Annotated in this window: 18 protein-coding genes; 17 read left to right on the forward strand and 1 reads right to left on the reverse strand. The window is 42.0% G+C overall.

The window, feature by feature from the left end; translation table 11 throughout:
* Positions 1-211 precede the first annotated feature (211 nt).
* From AXE83_RS02165 to AXE83_RS02220, 12 genes are all read left to right on the forward strand, one after another.
* Positions 212-457 (forward strand): YneF family protein, encoded by a 246-nt coding sequence (locus AXE83_RS02165; RefSeq protein ID WP_060955249.1) that lies wholly within the window; start codon positions 212-214, stop codon positions 455-457.
* Between the two features lie 205 nt (positions 458-662).
* Positions 663-1457, forward strand: a complete 795-nt coding sequence (gene racE / locus AXE83_RS02170; RefSeq protein ID WP_049503242.1) for a glutamate racemase — start codon at positions 663-665, stop codon at positions 1455-1457.
* Positions 1454-2425 (forward strand): nucleoside-triphosphate diphosphatase, encoded by a 972-nt coding sequence (locus AXE83_RS02175; protein ID WP_060955250.1) that lies wholly within the window; start codon positions 1454-1456, stop codon positions 2423-2425. The genes racE and AXE83_RS02175 overlap by 4 nt, the downstream gene beginning before the upstream one ends.
* Positions 2401-2922, forward strand: coding sequence for a metallophosphoesterase (locus AXE83_RS02180; protein WP_004251713.1), 522 nt, complete (start codon positions 2401-2403; stop codon positions 2920-2922). The genes AXE83_RS02175 and AXE83_RS02180 overlap by 25 nt, the downstream gene beginning before the upstream one ends.
* On the forward strand, positions 2919-3380 hold the full coding sequence (gene cbpB / locus AXE83_RS02185; protein ID WP_060955251.1) for a cyclic-di-AMP-binding protein CbpB: 462 nt from the start codon (positions 2919-2921) through the stop codon (positions 3378-3380). Before AXE83_RS02180 ends, cbpB begins: the two co-directional genes overlap by 4 nt.
* Positions 3377-4111, forward strand: coding sequence for a site-specific tyrosine recombinase XerD (gene xerD, locus AXE83_RS02190; RefSeq protein WP_060955252.1), 735 nt, complete (start codon positions 3377-3379; stop codon positions 4109-4111). Before cbpB ends, xerD begins: the two co-directional genes overlap by 4 nt.
* Positions 4111-4845, forward strand: a complete 735-nt coding sequence (locus AXE83_RS02195; RefSeq protein ID WP_060955253.1) for a segregation/condensation protein A — start codon at positions 4111-4113, stop codon at positions 4843-4845. The genes xerD and AXE83_RS02195 overlap by 1 nt, the downstream gene beginning before the upstream one ends.
* Positions 4846-4857: 12 nt before the next feature.
* Entirely contained in the window at positions 4858-5427 is a 570-nt protein-coding gene (gene scpB, locus AXE83_RS02200) for an SMC-Scp complex subunit ScpB (protein ID WP_060955254.1), read from the forward strand.
* Positions 5414-6139 carry a pseudouridine synthase gene (locus tag AXE83_RS02205; RefSeq protein WP_060955255.1) on the forward strand — a complete coding sequence of 242 codons (726 nt, stop codon included), beginning with the start codon at positions 5414-5416 and terminating at the stop codon, positions 6137-6139. Before scpB ends, AXE83_RS02205 begins: the two co-directional genes overlap by 14 nt.
* Complete coding sequence (gene yidD / locus AXE83_RS02210) at positions 6139-6393, forward strand: membrane protein insertion efficiency factor YidD (RefSeq protein ID WP_060955256.1); 255 nt, start codon at positions 6139-6141, stop codon at positions 6391-6393. The genes AXE83_RS02205 and yidD overlap by 1 nt, the downstream gene beginning before the upstream one ends.
* A 103-nt stretch (positions 6394-6496) precedes the next feature.
* Positions 6497-7561, forward strand: a complete 1065-nt coding sequence (pepA, locus tag AXE83_RS02215) for a glutamyl aminopeptidase (RefSeq protein ID WP_060955257.1) — start codon at positions 6497-6499, stop codon at positions 7559-7561.
* 24 nt (positions 7562-7585) lie between these two features.
* Positions 7586-7882 carry a hypothetical protein gene (locus AXE83_RS02220; protein WP_060955258.1) on the forward strand — a complete coding sequence of 99 codons (297 nt, stop codon included), beginning with the start codon at positions 7586-7588 and terminating at the stop codon, positions 7880-7882.
* Positions 7883-7910: 28 nt separating this feature from the next.
* On the opposite strand, the gene AXE83_RS02225 is transcribed toward AXE83_RS02220, so the two are convergent.
* Positions 7911-9542 carry a Na/Pi cotransporter family protein gene (locus AXE83_RS02225; protein WP_060955259.1) on the reverse strand — a complete coding sequence of 544 codons (1632 nt, stop codon included), beginning with the start codon at positions 9540-9542 and terminating at the stop codon, positions 7911-7913.
* 304 nt (positions 9543-9846) lie between these two features.
* Between AXE83_RS02225 and AXE83_RS02230 the strand changes: the two genes are divergently transcribed.
* The 5 genes from AXE83_RS02230 to folE all read left to right on the forward strand — a co-directional run bounded on the left by AXE83_RS02230 (position 9847) and on the right by folE (position 19038).
* Positions 9847-14658, forward strand: coding sequence for an endo-beta-N-acetylglucosaminidase (locus tag AXE83_RS02230; protein ID WP_060955260.1), 4812 nt, complete (start codon positions 9847-9849; stop codon positions 14656-14658).
* A gap of 239 nt (positions 14659-14897) precedes the next feature.
* A complete protein-coding gene (locus tag AXE83_RS02235; RefSeq protein ID WP_001096781.1) occupies positions 14898-16097 on the forward strand; it encodes a phosphoglycerate kinase in 1200 nt (399 codons plus the stop codon).
* A 134-nt stretch (positions 16098-16231) separates the two neighbouring features.
* A complete protein-coding gene (folP, locus tag AXE83_RS02240) occupies positions 16232-17182 on the forward strand; it encodes a dihydropteroate synthase (protein WP_060955261.1) in 951 nt (316 codons plus the stop codon).
* Position 17183: 1 nt separating this feature from the next.
* Positions 17184-18482 carry a bifunctional folylpolyglutamate synthase/dihydrofolate synthase gene (locus tag AXE83_RS02245; RefSeq protein ID WP_060955262.1) on the forward strand — a complete coding sequence of 433 codons (1299 nt, stop codon included), beginning with the start codon at positions 17184-17186 and terminating at the stop codon, positions 18480-18482.
* Between the two features lies 1 nt (position 18483).
* On the forward strand, positions 18484-19038 hold the full coding sequence (gene folE, locus AXE83_RS02250; RefSeq protein ID WP_000380927.1) for a GTP cyclohydrolase I FolE: 555 nt from the start codon (positions 18484-18486) through the stop codon (positions 19036-19038).
* Positions 19039-19128 lie beyond the last annotated feature (90 nt).

Consider the following 19128-nt stretch of genomic DNA (forward strand, 5'->3'; position numbering starts at 1 on the left):
TATAACAAATAAACAAAACTATTGCAAGGGCTTTCAGGAGAAATGACTTTATTTTACCAAATTTTAGTTCTTTTTAATTCTATTGAAAAAGATCAGAGATAAAAAATAATCTGAGTAATTACCAACCCTTATGAAAGCGTAACTCAAACTAGTCAGGCGTGGGACTTTATGGTATAATATAGAAGATTCAAAAAGAAACAGGAGAAATGTTATGAACCTTATTTTAGCAATTGTATTGATTCTTTTAGCTTTTCTAGGAGGAGCTCTTGGAGGTATGTACTTGGTGCGCAAGCAAATCGAAAAAGAATTTGCGGATAACCCACGTTTGAATGCAGAAGCAGTTCGTACTCTGTTGAGTGCAAGCGGTCAAAAGCCAAGCGAAGCTAAAGTACAACAAGTTTACCACCAAATCATTCGCCAACAAAAAGCAGCCCTTGCTAACAATAAAAAGAAATAAATAGGAAAAGTCTGGGATGAAAGTTCCAGACTTCTCACTATGTTTGACTGATATTTAGAGACAAGACTTTTTCCTTGCATTCTATTGATATTTGATTATGATTAAGAGGGAGACAGTCGGGAGCTACCCAGTCTGTCAGAAATTTCAGGAAGAAATGTAATGATAATGAACTATCAATCAGAAAAAATACTAGAAAGAAGACTGTATGGATAATCGACCGATTGGTTTTTTGGATTCGGGTGTCGGAGGCTTGACGGTTGTGCGTGAACTCATGCGCCAGCTTCCCCATGAAGAAATCGTCTATATTGGAGATTCGGCACGGGCTCCCTATGGTCCCCGTCCTGCTGAGCAGATTCGTGAATATACTTGGCAGCTGGTCAACTTTCTTTTGACCAAGGATGTTAAGATGATTGTCATTGCTTGTAATACAGCAACGGCAGTCGTCTGGGAAGAGATTAAAGCTAAGTTGGATATTCCGGTGCTGGGTGTGATTTTGCCTGGTGCATCAGCAGCTATTAAAGCAAGTCAAGGTGGGAAAATCGGTGTGATTGGAACCCCGATGACGGTAAAATCAGATATTTATCGACAAAAGATTCATGATCTAGACCCAGATTTACAAGTGGAAAGCTTGGCTTGTCCTAAGTTTGCTCCCTTGGTCGAGTCAGGTGCTCTATCGACCAGTGTGACCAAGAAAGTTGTTTATGAAACTTTGCGTCCCTTAGTCGGAAAAGTAGATAGCTTAATTTTGGGCTGTACCCATTATCCGCTCCTTAGACCTATCATCCAAAATGTCATGGGACCTAAGGTTCAGCTGATCGATAGTGGAGCTGAGTGTGTACGTGATATCTCAGTCTTGCTCAATTACTTTGAGATTAACCGTAGCCGAGATGCGGCGCCCCTTCAACACCGTTTTTATACAACTGCAAATAGCCAAAGTTTTGCCCAGATAGGAGCAGAATGGCTGGAAAAAGAGATTCATGTGGAGCATGTAACATTATGACAAACAAAATTTATGAATACAAGGACGACCAGGACTGGTATGTCGGGTCCTACAGTGTTTTTGGTGGCATTCGGACTTTGACGGATGATGACTTAGAGTTTCCTTTGTTTGATTTAGCCAAAATCTTTCGAGATGAGGAGCGAGGATTTCCGCTTTCAGTCACTGTTTTACGATATGGTTCAGCCTATCGACTACTCTCCTTTGTGGTAGATATTCTCAACCAAGAAGCGGACCGAAACTTAGAAGTCATTCAACGTCAGGGTGCCTTGCTCTTAGTTGAAAATGGTCAACTTCTGCATGTCGAATTGCCTAAAGAAGGAGTCAACGTTCAAGATTTCTTTGAGACAAATAAGGTCAGAGAAACCTTGTTGATCGCGACTCGTAACGAGGGCAAGACCAAGGAATTTCGTGCTATCTTTGATAAGCTAGGTTATGATGTAGAAAATCTCAATGACTATCCTGATCTACCTGAAGTTGCTGAAACTGGTATGACCTTTGAAGAAAATGCTCGCCTTAAGGCTGAAACCATCTCCAAATTGACAGGCAAGATGGTTCTAGCAGATGATTCTGGTCTTAAAGTCGATGTCCTCGGTGGATTACCAGGTGTCTGGTCGGCTCGATTTGCAGGAGTAGGGGCTACTGACCAAGAAAATAATGCTAAACTCTTGCACGAATTAGCCATGGTCTTTGAACTAAAGGACCGTTCGGCACAATTCCACACCACCCTGGTTGTAGCTAGCCCAGGTAAGGAAAGCTTGGTGGTCGAAGCTGATTGGCCAGGCTACATTAACTTTGAACCTAAGGGTGAAAATGGTTTTGGCTATGATCCTCTTTTCCTAGTAGGAGAAACAGGCAAGTCATCAGCTGAATTAACCCTTGAAGAAAAAAATAGTCAATCTCACCGTGCCTTAGCCGTTAAGAAACTTTTGGAGGTGTTTCCATCATGGCAAAGCAAACCATCATTGTAATGAGTGACTCCCACGGAGATAGCTTGATTGTAGAAGAAATCCGTGACCGTTATCTAGGGAAAGTCGATGCCATTTTTCACGATGGTGACTCTGAGCTTCGCCCAGATTCACCCCTCTGGGAAGGAATCCAGGTCGTCAGAGGAAATATGGACTTTTATTCAGATTATCCAGAACGCTTGGTGACTCAACTGGGTCCTACCAAGATCATCCAGACCCATGGACACTTATTTGATATTAACTTCAATTTCCAAAAGCTTGATTTCTGGGCGCAGGAAGAAGATGCGGATATTTGTCTTTATGGTCACTTGCATGTTCCGAATGCTTGGATGGAAGGAAAGACCCTCTTTTTAAATCCTGGTTCTATCAGTCAGCCACGTGGGACCATCAGAGAATGTCTCTATGCCCGTGTAGAGATTGATGATAGCTACTTTAAAGTGGACTTTTTGACCCGTAACCATGAGGTCTATCCAGGCTTATCCAAGGAGTTTGCTCGATGATTGCCAAAGAATTTGAACAGTTTTTACTGGAGCAAGAGGAAACCTTTTTAACTCCTGCTGAAAATTTGGCTGTACTCATTGATAGCCACAATGCAGATCATGCAATTCTCCTCCTTAGCCAGATGACCTATACCAGAGTGCCAGTAGTGACTGATGAGAAAGAATTTGTCGGAACCATTGGACTTAGAGACATTCTGGCCTACCAGATGGAGCAGGACTTGAGTCAGGAAGCCATGGCAGATACGGATATCGTACACATGACCAAGAAGGACGTAGCAGTTGTCAGTCCAGACTATACACTGACGGATGTTTTGCATAAGTTAGTGGATGAGTCTTTCCTACCAGTCGTTGACAAGGATGGTATCTTCCAAGGCATTATCACACGGAAATCAATCCTAAAGGCTGTCAATGCTCTCTTGCATGACTTTAGTAAGGAATATGAGATTCGAAGCAAATGAGAGAAGGAATTTCAGCATTTTTAGAAGAAAAACAAGGTTTGTCTGTGAATTCTAAGCAATCCTATAAGTATGACTTGGAGCAGTTTTTAGATTTGATTGGAGAACGAATCTCTGAGACAAGTTTAAAAATCTACCAAGCTCAACTATCAAATTTTAAAATTAGTGCCCAAAAGCGCAAGGTTTCTGCTTGCAATCAATTTCTTTACTTTTTATACCAGAAGGGGAAAATTGCTACCTTTTATCGTTTAGAATTGCCAAAACAGGCTGAGAAAAAGCAAGTTCAGTCAGAACTTTTAGACCTCAGTTCTTTCTGGCAAGAAAGTACCTATCCAGAAGGGCGTTTAATAGCCTTATTGATAGTTGAATTGGGCCTCTTGCCTAGTGAAATTCTAGCCATAAAAACAAGTGATGTGAATCTAGACTTTCAAGTATTGAGAATCAATAAAGCTTCTCAACAAAGAATCTTGAGCCTTCCCACAAACTTGCTTGCAGAGTTAGAACCCTTGATGGGGCAGACCTATCTCTTTGAAAAATCTGGGAAGCCATACTCCCGTCAGTGGGCCTTTCGTCAGTTAGAAGCCTTTCTAAAGGAAAATGGTTTTTCAGACTTATCTGCCCAAGGATTGAGAGAACAGTTCATCTTAAGACAAATCGAAGAAAAGGTTGACTTGTACGAAATTGCTAAAAAATTAGGATTAAAGACAGTCATGACCTTGGAAAAATATAGATAATGGATATTAAATTAAAAGATTTTGAAGGGCCTTTGGATCTTCTTTTGCACTTGGTTTCAAAGTACCAGATGGATATCTATGATGTGCCGATTACAGAGGTTATCGAGCAATATCTAGCCTATATCTCGACATTACAAGCTATGCGTTTGGAAGTCGCAGGTGAGTACATGGTCATGGCTAGTCAACTCATGCTGATCAAGAGTCGCAAGCTCTTGCCAAAGGTTGCAGAAGTGACAGACCTAGAGGATGACCTGGAGCAGGACCTCCTTTCTCAAATCGAAGAATACCGCAAGTTTAAACTTTTGGGAGAGCAGTTGGAAGCCAAGCATCAAGAACGAGCTCAGTATTACTCAAAAGCGCCGACAGAGTTGATTTATGAGGATGCTGAACTTGTCCACGATAAGACTACTATCGATCTTTTCTTAGCCTTTTCAAACTTGCTTTCTAAGAAAAAAGAAGAATTCTCGCAAAATCATACAACCATTTTACGAGATGAGTACAAGATTGAGGATATGATGGTTATCGTCCGAGAAGCTTTGGTTGAAGGTCAACAATTATGCTTGCAAGATTTGTTTAAAGAAACCAAGGATTTACAAGAGGTCATCACGCTCTTTTTAGCGACCTTGGAGTTGATTAAAACCCAAGAAATTCTCTTAATCCAAAAAGAGAGCTTTGGAGATATCTATCTCATGAAAAAGAAAGACGAAAATCAAGTAGAGCAGAGTCGATCTTGATAGAGAGGAAATATGAGTACTTTAGCAGAAATAGAAGCGCTCTTGTTTGTAGCGGGTGAAGAGGGGATAAGGATTCGTCAGTTGGCTGAGCTCCTTTCTTTGCCACCGACTGGGATTCAGCAAAGCTTAGAAAAGTTAGTCCAAAAGTATGAAAAAGACCCAGATTCCAGTTTAGCCTTGATTGAGACAGGTGGTGCCTACAGATTGGTAACCAAGCCTCAATTTGCAGCTATTTTGAAAGAATATTCTAAGGCGCCCATCAACCAGAGTCTATCTCGAGCTGCGCTAGAAACCTTGTCCATCATTGCTTATAAGCAGCCTATCACACGGATAGAAATTGATGCCATCCGTGGGGTTAATTCAAGTGGAGCCTTAGCAAAGTTGCAGGCTTTTGATCTGATAAAGGAAGACGGGAAAAAAGAGGTTTTGGGTCGCCCAAATCTTTATGTAAGCACAGATTATTTCTTGGATTACATGGGAATTAATCATCTGGAAGAATTGCCAGTGATAAATGAGCTTGACATTCAAGCACAAGAAAGCCAATTATTTGGTGAAAGGATAGAAGAAGATGAGAATCAATAAATATATTGCCCACGCAGGTGTGGCCAGTAGGAGAAAAGCAGAAGAGTTGATCAAGCAAGGCTTGGTGACTGTCAACGGTGATGTAGTACGTGAACTCGCAACGACCATCAAGTCTGGTGACAAGGTAGAAGTTGAAGGTCAACCCATCTACAACGAAGAAAAGGTCTATTATCTGCTCAATAAACCACGTGGTGTGATTTCCAGCGTGACAGATGATAAAGGGCGCAAGACTGTTGTCGACCTCTTGCCTAATGTGAAAGAACGTATCTACCCTGTGGGACGTTTGGACTGGGATACATCAGGTGTCTTGATTTTGACCAATGATGGGGACTTTACAGATGAGATGATTCACCCTCGTAATGAGATTGACAAGGTTTATGTCGCGCGTGTTAAAGGTGTGGCTAACAAGGAAAATCTTCGTCCCTTGACTCGTGGAGTTGAGATTGATGGCAAGAAAACCAAGCCAGCTGTTTACGAAATTCTAAAAGTAGATCCTGTAAAAAACCGTTCGGTTGTCCAGCTAACCATTCATGAAGGACGCAATCATCAGGTTAAAAAGATGTTTGAAGCAGTTGGGCTCCAAGTCGATAAGTTGTCTCGGACACGTTTTGGACATTTAGACTTGACAGGACTTCGTCCAGGAGAATCACGCCGTCTCAATAAAAAAGAAATCAGCCAGCTACACACCATGGCTGTAACAAATAATAAATAATGAAAAAAATCTTAATTGCGCCAGTGCGCTTTTACCAACGTTTTATCTCCCCAGCCTTTCCACCCTCTTGTCGCTTTGAACCGACTTGTTCCAACTACATGATTCAGGCTATTGAAAAACATGGCTTCAAGGGAGTTTTGATGGGCTTGGCTCGGATTTTACGTTGCCATCCTTGGTCTGAAACGGGTAAAGATCCAGTGCCAGACCATTTTTCATTAAAGCGAAATACAAGAGAAGAAGGATCACATTTGTGATTCTTTTATTGTTATAAGAGTAAGTTACTTGGTAAAATGTTGATTTCCACTACCTTTCTCCTATAAAAAGTGGTAAAATGGTTGAAAGAAAGAAGGGATAGAAATGACAACATTATTTTCTAAAATCAAAGAAGTAACAGAACTTTCCGCTATCTCAGGTCATGAAGCACCTGTTCGCGCTTATCTTCGTGAAAAAATTACTCCTCACGTAGATGAAGTTGTGACTGATGGCTTGGGTGGTATTTTTGGGGTTAAACACTCAGAAGTTGAAAATGCACCTCGTGTTTTGGTAGCCTCTCACATGGATGAAGTTGGTTTTATGGTTAGTGAAATCAAGCCAGACGGGACCTTCCGAGTAGTCAGCATTGGTGGTTGGAACCCTATGGTTGTCAGCAGCCAACGCTTTAAACTCTTTACGCGCCAAGGACGTGAAATTCCAGTCATCTCAGGTTCAGTTCCTCCACATTTGACTCGAGGCACAGGTGGCCCAACCATGCCAGCTATTTCAGATATCGTTTTTGATGGTGGTTTTGCAGATAAGGCTGAGGCTGAAAGTTTTGGTATCCGTCCTGGAGATACTATCGTTCCAGATAGTAGCGCAATCCTAACTGCTAATGAAAAAAATATCATCTCAAAAGCATGGGATAACCGTTATGGAGTTCTCATGGTTAGCGAGTTGGCAGAAAACTTGTCAGGTCAAAAACTGGGAAATGAACTTTACCTCGGTGCTAACGTCCAAGAGGAAGTTGGACTTCGTGGTGCCCATGCATCTACAACAAAATTTGATCCAGAAGTATTCCTTGCGGTGGATTGCTCACCAGCAGGTGATGTTTATGGTGGTCAAGGTAAGATTGGTGATGGAACCTTAATTCGTTTCTACGATCCAGGTCACTTGCTTCTCCCAGGTATGAAGGATTTCCTTTTGACGACAGCTGAAGAAGCTGGAATCAAGTACCAATACTACTGTGGAAAAGGTGGAACTGACGCTGGGGCAGCTCATCTGAAAAATGGTGGAGTACCATCAACAACAATCGGTGTTTGTGCCCGTTATATCCACTCTCACCAAACCCTTTACGCTATGGATGATTTCCTTGAAGCCCAAGCCTTCTTACAAGCCTTAGTTAAAAAATTAGATCGCTCAACTGTAGATTTGATTAAAAACTATTAAACAGAAAAGATGGAGGGAATAGGGATGGAAGAACCAAACCTAGAAACCTTGATTCGGGATCTTTACAATCATGCCCGTCAAAACTTGAGTGAAGATTTAGTGGTTGCACTTGTAGAGACTGCTAAGCAATTACCCAGCACCAATGAGCGCTTGCTTGCAGTTCGACTTTCAGGATTAGTCACTCTTGAACTTCTCAAGAATCCTAGAACACCTGCGCCAGAGTTAGTCAATCTGGCCAGTTTTATCCAAAAGGAAGAAGCAAGGTACAAGGGTGCAGCTGCCTCTTCCATTATGATTGGAGAGCTATTTAAAATGCTTTGATTCGAAAGAATCAAAGCATTTTTTTATCTTAGATTTGTTCAGCCAAAACCTTTTCAGCAAGATTCATAGCGTGGTCTGAAACACGAGTATAGTGTGAAATGATATCGATAAAGTTGACACCTGCTTGGGTAGAACATTCACCATTGTTGAGGCGCTTGATGTGAGTCTTACGAAGGACACGTTCCATCTTGTTGATGGCTTCATGGCGTTCAATAAGAGCCTGAGCTTTTTCAAGGTCATTATTTTCAACACTTTCAAGAGCATCTTTAACGAAATCGCTTGTTTGACGGTAAATCTCTTCCAACTCTTCTAGGGCTGAGTTAGAGAATTGAACATTCTTGCGTTGCAAGTAGTCGTTAAGATTAATCAAAGCTTCAGCGTGGTCACCGATACGTTCCAAGTCTCGAGAAGAGTCAAGGATGTTGGTTAAGACTTCACTCTCTTTTTGGCTCAATGCTTCACTAGATAGACTAATGAGGTAACGTGTTAATTTCTCGTCGATTGTGTTGATAGCTTCTTCAGTCTTGTGTCCTTTTTCAGCTACTTTTTCGTTAGAATTGATAATGTAGTCGTAAGAAAGGTCAAATGCTTTAACAGCATAGTTTCCAAGGTGGAGAAGTTCTTTCTTGGCGTTTCCTAGGGCGATAGAAGGAGCTTGTTGGATTAGTTGTTCATCCAGATAAAGAGGTTCGTATTTAACAACTTCATCTTCACCAGGGATTAGCTTGGTAACAAAGTAGGCTAGGGCACCGATGAATGGGAATTGTACAATGGTATTACTTACATTGAAGGCACCATGTGAGAAAGCGATAGTCATCTCTGGTGAGAGGTGAAGTAAAGCTTGGAAGTACTCAATCATCGAAGTGAATGGGCCCAACAAGATTAAGCAGAGGATAGTTCCCAAAACGTTAAAGGTAACATGTGATGCTGCAACTCGTTTAGCAGAAACGTTTGCTCCGGCTGCTGCGATAATAACTGTTAAGGTTGTACCGATATTGTCCCCAAATAGGACTGGTAGAGAACCTTTGAGGTCGAGGAAACCACCTGCATAGAGACCTTGTAGAATCCCGATAGTTGCAGAAGATGCCTGAATCAGTACGGTAATGACAGCACCAGCCACAACTCCCAAGATAGGATTTTGACCCAAGGTAACCATGTATTCCTTGAACTGAGGTAAGTCTTTAAGTGGACTCATACCAGCACTAATGAGGTTGAGGGCGTAGAAGATACCACCCACACCAAAAAGGATACGTCCAATATTATTTGCAGTACGGTTTTTTGTAAAGAATAAGAACATGGTTCCAAGGAAAATCAAGGGTAGGGCATACTCGCCAAGTTTGAAACCGATGATGAAGGACGTTACGGTCGTTCCAATATTGGCTCCCATGATAATCCCGATGGCCTGTCTAAGGGTGAGGAGACTAGCACTGACTAGTCCAACCGTAATAACCGTTACACCTGTACTTGACTGGATTAGGGCAGTGACGACAATCCCCACTAAAACCCCTAAGAAGGGATTACTTGTGTACTTGTCAATGTAATATCGAAGGCGGTCTCCAGCAGCTTGTTGCAAACCGTCTCCCATGGTCTTGATACTATATAAAAATAGTCCCAGACCACCTAAAAAGTGAAAAATAATTTCCTGCCAATTAATGGACATTTTCTTTTTCCTCCGAAAAATAATCGCGGAATTTCTCCCATTCTATTTTAAAGGATAAAAGTAAATCTAACAAGTAGTAAATGCCTTTTTTTGAGAAAAATGTTGATTTTATTTGAAAAATGGTCAATGATTGTCTAATTTATATTAATTCTTCACTTCTTTATAGTTCTTGAAGGGCTAGTGTTGACTCTTTTTCTAAATATCGTAAAATAAAAATGACCTGTTCTGTGTATTTTTGGAACAGCTACTTTTTTAATTCAAAAATAAAGCGCTTACTTTCATAAGAAAGTCAAAGGAGAAAAAGATGAAGAATCCATTTTTTGAAAAACATTGTCGCTATAGTATTCGGAAATTGTCAGTGGGTGCCTGCTCATTGATGATTGGTTCAGTTCTATTTGCAGGTCCAGCTTTGGCTGAAGAGTCTGTCGTTCCAGAAAATGGGGCAACAACTACAGCAGTAGCTTCAGAGCAACCGTCAACCACTACTCCAGCAGAAGCAACCACACCAGCACCAGAAGTATTGAAGGAGCTGGAAGCGACGGAAGATAAGACAAGCGAGCAGCCTGTTTCAGAAGAGAAACCAAGTTTGGATCAATTGACTGCAGCTGATAAGGAAGCAACTAGCACAGATGCTGAAACTCCTAAGGTTGAAGAAACGCCTGCTACTACAGAAAATAAGCCAGAAGAAAAAGCAACAGTCTCTGACGTTCCTAAGAAAGAAGAAAAAAGTCTTCGACCAAAAGAAATTAAGTTTGACACATGGGAAGATTTGTTGAAATGGGAACCAGGTGCTCGCGAAGACGATGCTATTAACCGCTCTTCAGTAGAACTAGCCAAGCGCTATCGTGGACATGTAGTTAACGAAAAAGCTAATAAGGACGCTAAGGTTGAAGCTCTTGCTAACACTAACTCTAAGGCTAAAGACCATGCTTCTGTAGGTGGTGAAGAGTTTAAAGCCTACGCTTTTGACTACTGGCAGTACCTGAATTCCATGGTCTTCTGGGAAGGGCTCGTCCCAACTCCAGACGTGATTGATGCTGGTCACCGTAATGGTGTTCCTGTATTGGGTACACTCTTCTTCAACTGGTCAAATAGCATTGCAGACCAAGAAAAATTTGCTGCAGCCCTTCAACAAGATGAGGACGGAACTTTCCCTATCGCTCGTAAGTTGGTTGATTTGGCTAAATACTATGGTTTTGATGGCTACTTTATCAACCAAGAAACAACAGGTGATATCGTGACGCCTCTTGGTAAGAAAATGCGTGACTTCATGCTTTATACCAAGGAATATGCAGCTCAAGTTAATCATCCAGTCAAATATTCTTGGTATGACGCCATGACCTATGAATATGGTCGTTATCATGAAGATGGTTTGGGTGAATACAATTACCAATTCATGGAAAAAGAGGGGGACAAGGTTCCTGCGGATCACTTCTTTGCCAACTTTAACTGGACCAAAGAGAAAAATGATTACTCTGTAACTATGGCAAAATGGCTTGGACGTAGTCAGTATGATGTTTTTGCAGGTTTGGAATTGCAACAAGGTGGTTCCTACAAGACAAAAGTGAAATGGGATGCCCTTCTAGATGAAAATGGCAAGCTCCGCTTATCACTTGGACTCTTTGCACCTGATACTATCACGAGTCTTGGTAAGACAGGCGAAGACTATCATAAGAATGAGAACATCTTTTTTACAGGTTATCAAGGAGATCCAACTGGTCAAAAACCAGAGGACAAGGACTGGTACGGGATTGCCAACCTCGTAGCTGACCGCACACCAGCAGTTGGACGTAGCTTCACAACATCCTTTAACACTGGACATGGTAAAAAATGGTTTGTAGACGGTAAAGTCTCTAAGGATTCTGAATGGAACTACCGTTCTGTATCAGGTATCTTGCCTACATGGCGTTGGTGGCAAACATCCTCAGCTGCTAAACTCCAAGCTGACTATGACTTTGAAGATGCCTACAATGGAGGAAATTCACTCAAGTTTGCGGGTGATTTAGCTGAAAATACCAACCAAGATGTTCGTCTCTACTCTACAAAACTGGAAGTAACAGATAAAACGAAACTCCGTGTCGCCCATAAAGGTGGTAAAGGAAGCAAGGTCTATGTAGAATTTGCGACTCAGAAAAACTATACTTATGGTGGCGAGAATGCTCGTAAAGAACTGACTCTATCAGACGATTGGACAAAAGACGAATTTGACTTGAGTGCCTTGGCAGGTCAGACCATTTACGGTATCAAACTTACTTTTGAAAATACTGCTGCTCTTAAGAATTACCAATTTAACTTGGGTGAGTTGACAGTGTCAGATAATCAAGAGGCACCCCAAGCACCAACTGCTCTTAAAGTAGCTAAACAATCTCTGAAAAATGCTCAAGAAGCGGAAGCCATTGTTCAATTTACAGGTAACAAGGATGCTGATTTCTATGAAGTTTATGAGAAGGATGGCGATGCTTGGCGCCTATTGACAGGCTCATCTGCAACTACGATCTACCTACCAAAAGTTAGCCGTTCAGCTAGTGCAACTGGTACTAGTCAAGAGTTGAAGGTTGTCGCAGTTGGGAAGAATGGACTTCGCTCTGAAGCAGCAACTACAAACTTCGAGTGGGGAATGACTGTCCAAGATACAAGCCTTCCAAGACCATTAGCATCAAACATCGTTCCAGGAGCGACTGTTATCGGAAGTACCTTCCCAAATACAGAAGGTGGAGAAGGTATCGAAGGTATGTTGAATGGGACCATCACCAGTCTATCTGACAAATGGTCTTCTGCTCAATTGAGTGGTAGCGTTGATATTCGTTTGACACAACCACGCCGTGTTGTTAGATGGGTCATGGACCACGCAGGAGCTGGTGGAGAGTCTGTTAATGATGGCTTGATGAACACCAAAGACTTTGACCTTTACTACAAAGATGAAGCAGGCGAATGGAAACTAGCTAAAGCTGTTCGTGGCAATAAAGCCCATGTTTCGGATATCACCCTTGATAGCCCAATCACTGCGCAAGACTGGCGCTTGAATGTCATCACGTCTGACAATGGAACACCGTGGAAAGCCATTCGTATCTACAACTGGAAGATGTATGAAACTCTTGATACGGAGAGCCAAAACATTCCAATGAGTAAAGTTGCAGCGCGTGTTCTAACTGACAATAAGATTCAGCTCGGCTTCTCAGAAGCTCCTGCTGGGGCAACCATCACAGTCTATGACAAGGCAGATTCACAAACTCCAATAGCTACCTTAAATACAGCAGTTGGAGGGGATTTGGCGACAGAACCATTGAGCTTTGAAAAACGTCCAAGTCTTCTTTATTACCGAACACAATTGCCAGGGAAAGAAATCAGTAATACTCTTGCTGTGACGATTCCTCAGGATGAAAGAAAGATTAAGGCTGTCAGTCTAGAAGTAGCACCTAAAAAGGCAACTTATCAAGTTGGTGAGGAATTGAATCTTAAAGGTGGTCTTCTCCGTGTCAAATACGAAGGTGAAGAAGCAGATGAAGTCATCAACCTTAGTCATGCTGGTGTTGTAGTCAACGGCTACGATGCTCACCATCATGGCGAACAAGAGTTAACAGTAACCTATCTTGGTCTTCCAGTTGCAGGTAGCTTTAAGGTTCAAGTCACTGGTGAAGAAACTGGTCCAAAAGAAGTCGCAGCCTTGTATATTAGCAAGCAACCGAAAATTGACTTCTTGGTAGGTGATGCTCTAGACTTATCAGAAGGACGTTTCAAGGTCTTGTATGATGATGAGACGGAGACTGAACATAGCTTTACAGACCAAGGAGTCGAAATTACAGGCTATGATTCTCAAAAAACAGGCCGTCAAAAACTTCAGTTGCACTATCAAGGACAAACTGTCGACTTTGATGTTTTAGTATCACCTAAGGCAGCCATTAACGACGAATATCTGAAACAAGAAATCACATCTGCTCAAGGACGCAAAGAAACAATAGCTTATACATTTGCTGATGCAGCAAAACAAGCAGCTCTTGTTGAGAAGCTTGATGCAGCGAAAGCTATCTTAGAAAATCATGATGCTAGTCAAGAAGCAGTCAACCAGGCCTTGAATGACTTGAAACAAGCTGGTACTGAATTGGATGGCAATCAACGTTATCAAACTGCTAGAGAAGAATTGGAAAGCTTGCTCGAATCTGTCCTTGAAAAAGATCCTAAATCTGAGTTGATTGCGCAAGCTGAGACTTTATTATCTTCACAAACGCCAACTCCAGAAGCCTTTGCGGACATGAAAGAAAAGCTGAATAAGAAACTAGCTCCTGCAGAAGAAAGTCATCATGTGGGTAGCTTAGAAGAAGGAGAAACTGCGCCAACAGTTGAAGCGCTACCTGAGTTAGTGATTGAAACAGAAACTCAAACCTTCGAACGCCAAGAACGTCCAGCAGGAGACCTCTTGTTGGGTGAACGTCGTATTGTTCAGGTAGGTGTAGAAGGGCAGACTCGTCGTCTGATTGAAGTAGATGCCAAAGGTAACCGTACTCTTCTTAAAACAGAAGTAGTCAAGGAAGCAGTTGCAGAAATCACTGAAGTTGGTACGAAGGTAGAAAGCCGTGTTCAACCGCTAGACGGTCCAAAAGTCTTAGAAGTTAAGAAACCAAGCTTAGTTGTGGAAGAAGAAGTTCTTGCATATGGACATGAAGAAGGAGTAAATCCTAGCCTCCCATTAGGAGAACGACGCTTGGTTCAAGTAGGAGTTGCAGGCCTTCGTAGAAACCTTGTAGAGATTGATTCTGAAGGACATCGTAGTCTTAAGGGAACGGAAGTTCTCAAGGAAGCCGTAACTGAGATTGTTGAAGTCGGTACAAAAATAGTTAAAGTACCAGGTGACAGACCAGTTACACCTGCTCCAGCGACTCAAGATACTAAGAAGGAAACTACAAAAACAGAGCCTAAGACTGAAACATCCGTTTCGCCAGTTCAAGCAAGCCAGGCAGCGAAGCAAGAACCAGCAAAAACAGAAGCACAAGCTGAAAAAATTGAAGGAAAACAACTTCCAAGTACAGGTACAGAAGTAGATGCAAATCTAGTAGCTCTTGGCCTAGCTGGAGTTTTAAGTGGTTTTGGCTTGCTAGCTCAAAAGAAAAAAGAAGAGTAAGATAGAGAGTGTATCTAACACTGACTTCATATTTAATAAAAAAGATTTGACTTTTAAGAGTCAAATCTTTTTGTATAGGGGAGGAGAATAAAAATGGTAGAGTATTCTGTCGTAGTTACAAGCACTGTCCTGAATTAATCGAGAAAAATTGTTGTGGATAAAAGTTTAAGGTTTTGCTATCTCTTTTATTGATTTTGTGATATAATTAACACGTAAAAAAAATTAAGGAGTCTTTCCAAATGGCAAAATTGACTGTTAAAGACGTTGAGTTGAAAGGGAAAAAAGTTCTCGTTCGTGTTGACTTCAACGTTCCTGTAAAAGATGGCGTGATTACTAATGACAACCGTATCACTGCAGCTCTTCCAACTATCAAGTACATCCTTGAACAAGGTGGACGTGCGATTCTTTTCTCTCACCTTGGACGTGTAAAAGAAGAAGCAGACAAAGCTGGTAAATCACTTGCTCCTGTAGCTGCTGACTTGGCTGCTAAATTGGGTCAAGAAGTTACATTCCTTCCAGGTGTAACTCGTGGTGCTGAATTGGAAGCAGCTATCAACGCTCTTGAAGATGGACAAGTTCTTTTGGTTGAAAACACTCGTTTTGAAGATGTTGACGGTAAGAAAGAATCTAAAAACGATCCTGAACTTGGTAAATACTGGGCATCACTTGGAGATGGTATCTTCGTAAACGATGCATTCGGTACTGCTCACCGTGCACACGCATCTAACGTTGGTATCTCAGCAAACGTTGAAAAAGCAGTCGCTGGATTCCTTCTTGAAAACGAAATTGCTTACATCCAAGAAGCTGTTGAAGCTCCAGAACGTCCATTCGTGGCTATCCTTGGTGGTTCAAAAGTTTCAGACAAGATCGGTGTTATCGAAAACTTGCTTGAAAAAGCTGATAAAGTTCTTATCGGTGGTGGTATGACTTATACATTCTACAAAGCACAAGGTATCGAAATCGGTAACTCACTTGTGGAAGAAGATAAATTGGATGTTGCGAAAGCTCTTCTTGAAAAAGCAAACGGCAAATTGATCTTGCCAGTTGACTCAAAAGAAGCGAACGCATTTGCTGACTACACTGAAGTGAAAGACACTGAAGGTGAAGCAGTTGACCCAGGTTTCCTTGGTCTTGACATCGGTCCAAAATCTATCGCTAAATTTGACGAAGCTTTGACTGGTGCGAAAACAGTTGTATGGAACGGACCTATGGGTGTATTTGAAAACCCAGACTTCCAAGCTGGTACAATCGGTGTCATGGACGCTATCGTGAAACAACCAGGCGTTAAATCAATCATCGGTGGTGGTGACTCAGCTGCCGCAGCTATCAACCTTGGTCGTGCAGACAAGTTCTCATGGATCTCTACTGGTGGAGGAGCTTCAATGGAGCTTCTCGAAGGTAAAGTTCTTCCAGGACTTGCAGCTTTGACTGAAAAATAAGAATATAAAAAAGGAGAACTCAGCTTCTCCTTTTTTTGCGCTCTTTTAAAGTATGGGAGTACCGAGGGATAATTGGACAGAATCCAAAAAAAACAGTAAAATAGAGGAATACCAATCTAAATGAAATTTGAGTGATGAACGTGGAAAAAAGAGACAATCTTACAAAAACAGCTATTTGTGGAATTATCAATGTCACCCCAGATTCTTTTTCTGATGGGGGCCAGTTTTTTGCTGTTGAGGAAGCTTTGAAGCAGGCTCGAAAATTGATAGCTGAAGGTGCCACTATCTTAGATATCGGTGGAGAATCCACTCGACCTGGGAGTAGCTATGTTGAGATAGAAGAGGAAATCCAGCGTGTGGTTCCAGTCATTCAGGCTATTCGTCAAGAAAGTGATGTTCGGATTTCGGTAGATACTTGGAAGAGCCAGGTGGCAGAAGCGGCTTTACGAGCTGGGGCTAATATAGTCAATGACATTACAGGACTCATGGGTGATGAGAAGATGGCAGAGGTGGTTGCCAGGGCTGGAGCTCGGGTAGTCATCATGTTTAATCCAGTCATGGCACGCCCTCAGCACCCTAGTTCACTCATATTTCCTCATTTTGGATTTGGAGAGACTTTTACAAAGGAAGACTTAGCAGACTTTGAACAACTACCAGTAGAAGAATTGATGATAACCTTCTTTGACCGTGCTCTAGCAAGAGCGGAAAAAGCAGGAATTTCGAAAGGAAACATCATGCTGGATCCTGGGATTGGCTTTGGCTTGACCAAAAAGGAAAATCTCATCCTCCTACGTGATCTTGGAAAATTGCACAAAATGGGCTATCCTATCTTTTTAGGAGTTTCTCGCAAGCGCTTTGTCATCAATATCCTTGAAGAAAATGGATTTGAAGTCAAGCCAGATACTGAAGCTGGCTTCCGAAATCGTGATATTGCTTCGGCTCATGTGACCAGCATTGCTGCTAGACAGGGTGTAGAAGTGGTGCGCGTGCATGATGTAGCCAGCCACAAGATGGCAATCGAAGTTGCATCAGCCATCCGTCTGGCAGACCATGCGGAAAATTTAGATTTGAAACAATATAAATAATATGAATAAAAACGAAACGAACCAGTGGATAGCAAACTACCGGACAGATCAACCGCATTTTGGTCTGGAGAGGATGGTGGAGCTATTAGCCTTACGTGGTAATCCTCATCTTAAACTCAAGGTTATCCATATTGGTGGGACCAATGGAAAGGGCTCTACTATAGCCTTTTTGAAGAATCTGTTGGAAAAGATGGGACTAAGAGTTGGTGTCTTTAGCTCTCCTTATCTGATTCATTATACCGATCAGATTGTCATTAATGGGGAATCTATCCCAGAAGCGAGATTAGAGTCCTTGATGGTGGATTATCGTTCACTACTTGAAGGGGAGCATGCTCAAGCCTTGCAAGGAACGACAGAATTCGAGATTATCACTGCTATAGCTTATGACTATTTTGCTTCTGAGCAAGTCGATGTGGCGATTATGGAAGTTGGTATGGGCGGACTTTTGGATAGTACTAATGTCTGTCAACCTATCCTAACAGGCATCACGACTATCGGATTAGACCATGTAGCGCTTTTAGGGGATAGCTTGGAAGCCATAGCAGAGCAGAAAGCAGGGATTATCAAGCAAGGAGTTCCTCTAGTGACAGGACACATTGTCCAAGAAGCCTTGTCGGTTATCGATCAGATTGCGAAAGCGAAACAAGCTTCTAGGCTTGCCTATGGGGAAGATTATCAAGTTAGCCATCATGAGAGTGTGGAGACGGGCGAAATTTTTGATTATTCAAGCTCAATCAGACAAGGTCGTTTCCAAACAGGATTGCTTGGTTTGCACCAGATAGAGAATGCTGGGATGGCGCTGGCCTTGTTAGATAGCTATTGCAAAGAGACTGGTCAGAAATTACCAGATAATGCTTTAGTGGCTCAAGCTTTGGAAGAAACAAGCTGGCCTGGGCGCTTGGAAGTTATTTATAGGGAACCCTTGATGATTTTAGATGGGGCCCACAATCCCCATGCCATCAAGGCCTTGTTGGCTACTTTGAAAGAACGCTTTACGGACTATCAGAAGGAAATCCTCTTTACTTGTATCAAAACCAAGGCCTTGGAGGATATGTTGGACTTGCTAGAAACTTTGTCCAATACTAAGATTACACTAACTCATTTTGAGGATAGTCGGGCGACGGATGAAAAAGTCTTGAAAGAGATGGCTGATTCTAGAAATCTCAACTACCAAAGTTGGCAGGAATTTCTAGACAAAAAATTATCAGAAAATGAAGAGAAAAAAACAGTTAGGATTATCACGGGCTCATTATACTTTTTAGCCCAAGTGAGAACCTACCTAATGGAGAGGAAAAATTAGAATGGATACACAAAAGATTGAAGAAGCTGTAAAAATGATTATCGAGGCAGTTGGTGAGGATGCAAATCGCGAAGGCTTGCAGGAAACACCAGCCCGTGTCGCTCGTATGTACCAAGAGATTTTTTCAGGTCTTGGGCAAACTGCTGAAGAGCACCTGTCAAAATCCTTTGAGATTATTGATGACAATATGGTAGTGGAAAAGGATATCTTTTTCCACACCATGTGTGAACACCACTTTTTACCATTTTATGGTCGAGCTCATATTGCCTACATTCCTGATGGGCGTGTAGCAGGCTTATCAAAGTTAGCTCGTACGGTGGAAGTCTACTCTAAAAAGCCACAGATTCAAGAGCGTTTGAATATCGAAGTGGCTGATGCCTTGATGGAGTATTTGGGAGCCAAGGGAGCCTTCGTTGTCATTGAAGCAGAACATATGTGTATGAGTATGCGCGGTGTTCGAAAACCAGGAACTGCAACCTTGACAACAGTGGCTCGTGGTCTATTTGAGACAGATAAGGATCTTCGTGATCAGGCTTATCGTTTAATGGGACTATAATACTCTTCGAAAATCAAATTCAAACCACGTCAGCTTCCATCTGCAACCTCAAAACAGTGTTTTGAGCAGCCTGCGGCTAGCTTCCTAGTT

The organism is Streptococcus sp. oral taxon 431 (assembly GCF_001553685.1).
In the GTDB taxonomy this organism is placed as follows: Bacteria; Bacillota; Bacilli; order Lactobacillales; family Streptococcaceae; genus Streptococcus.

What these genes read in the sequence shown, in the direction of transcription:
- AXE83_RS02165 (WP_060955249.1), top strand. Translation starts at nt 212, where the DNA reads ATGAACCTTATTTTAGCAATTGTATTGATTCTTTTAGCTTTTCTAGGA.
- racE (WP_049503242.1), top strand. Translation starts at nt 663, where the DNA reads ATGGATAATCGACCGATTGGTTTTTTGGATTCGGGTGTCGGAGGCTTG.
- AXE83_RS02175 (WP_060955250.1), top strand. Translation starts at nt 1,454, where the DNA reads ATGACAAACAAAATTTATGAATACAAGGACGACCAGGACTGGTATGTC.
- AXE83_RS02180 (WP_004251713.1), top strand. Translation starts at nt 2,401, where the DNA reads ATGGCAAAGCAAACCATCATTGTAATGAGTGACTCCCACGGAGATAGC.
- cbpB (WP_060955251.1), top strand. Translation starts at nt 2,919, where the DNA reads ATGATTGCCAAAGAATTTGAACAGTTTTTACTGGAGCAAGAGGAAACC.
- xerD (WP_060955252.1), top strand. Translation starts at nt 3,377, where the DNA reads ATGAGAGAAGGAATTTCAGCATTTTTAGAAGAAAAACAAGGTTTGTCT.
- AXE83_RS02195 (WP_060955253.1), top strand. Translation starts at nt 4,111, where the DNA reads ATGGATATTAAATTAAAAGATTTTGAAGGGCCTTTGGATCTTCTTTTG.
- scpB (WP_060955254.1), top strand. Translation starts at nt 4,858, where the DNA reads ATGAGTACTTTAGCAGAAATAGAAGCGCTCTTGTTTGTAGCGGGTGAA.
- AXE83_RS02205 (WP_060955255.1), top strand. Translation starts at nt 5,414, where the DNA reads ATGAGAATCAATAAATATATTGCCCACGCAGGTGTGGCCAGTAGGAGA.
- yidD (WP_060955256.1), top strand. Translation starts at nt 6,139, where the DNA reads ATGAAAAAAATCTTAATTGCGCCAGTGCGCTTTTACCAACGTTTTATC.
- pepA (WP_060955257.1), top strand. Translation starts at nt 6,497, where the DNA reads ATGACAACATTATTTTCTAAAATCAAAGAAGTAACAGAACTTTCCGCT.
- AXE83_RS02220 (WP_060955258.1), top strand. Translation starts at nt 7,586, where the DNA reads ATGGAAGAACCAAACCTAGAAACCTTGATTCGGGATCTTTACAATCAT.
- AXE83_RS02225 (WP_060955259.1), bottom strand. Translation starts at nt 9,542, where the DNA reads ATGTCCATTAATTGGCAGGAAATTATTTTTCACTTTTTAGGTGGTCTG.
- AXE83_RS02230 (WP_060955260.1), top strand. Translation starts at nt 9,847, where the DNA reads ATGAAGAATCCATTTTTTGAAAAACATTGTCGCTATAGTATTCGGAAA.
- AXE83_RS02235 (WP_001096781.1), top strand. Translation starts at nt 14,898, where the DNA reads ATGGCAAAATTGACTGTTAAAGACGTTGAGTTGAAAGGGAAAAAAGTT.
- folP (WP_060955261.1), top strand. Translation starts at nt 16,232, where the DNA reads ATGAACGTGGAAAAAAGAGACAATCTTACAAAAACAGCTATTTGTGGA.
- AXE83_RS02245 (WP_060955262.1), top strand. Translation starts at nt 17,184, where the DNA reads ATGAATAAAAACGAAACGAACCAGTGGATAGCAAACTACCGGACAGAT.
- folE (WP_000380927.1), top strand. Translation starts at nt 18,484, where the DNA reads ATGGATACACAAAAGATTGAAGAAGCTGTAAAAATGATTATCGAGGCA.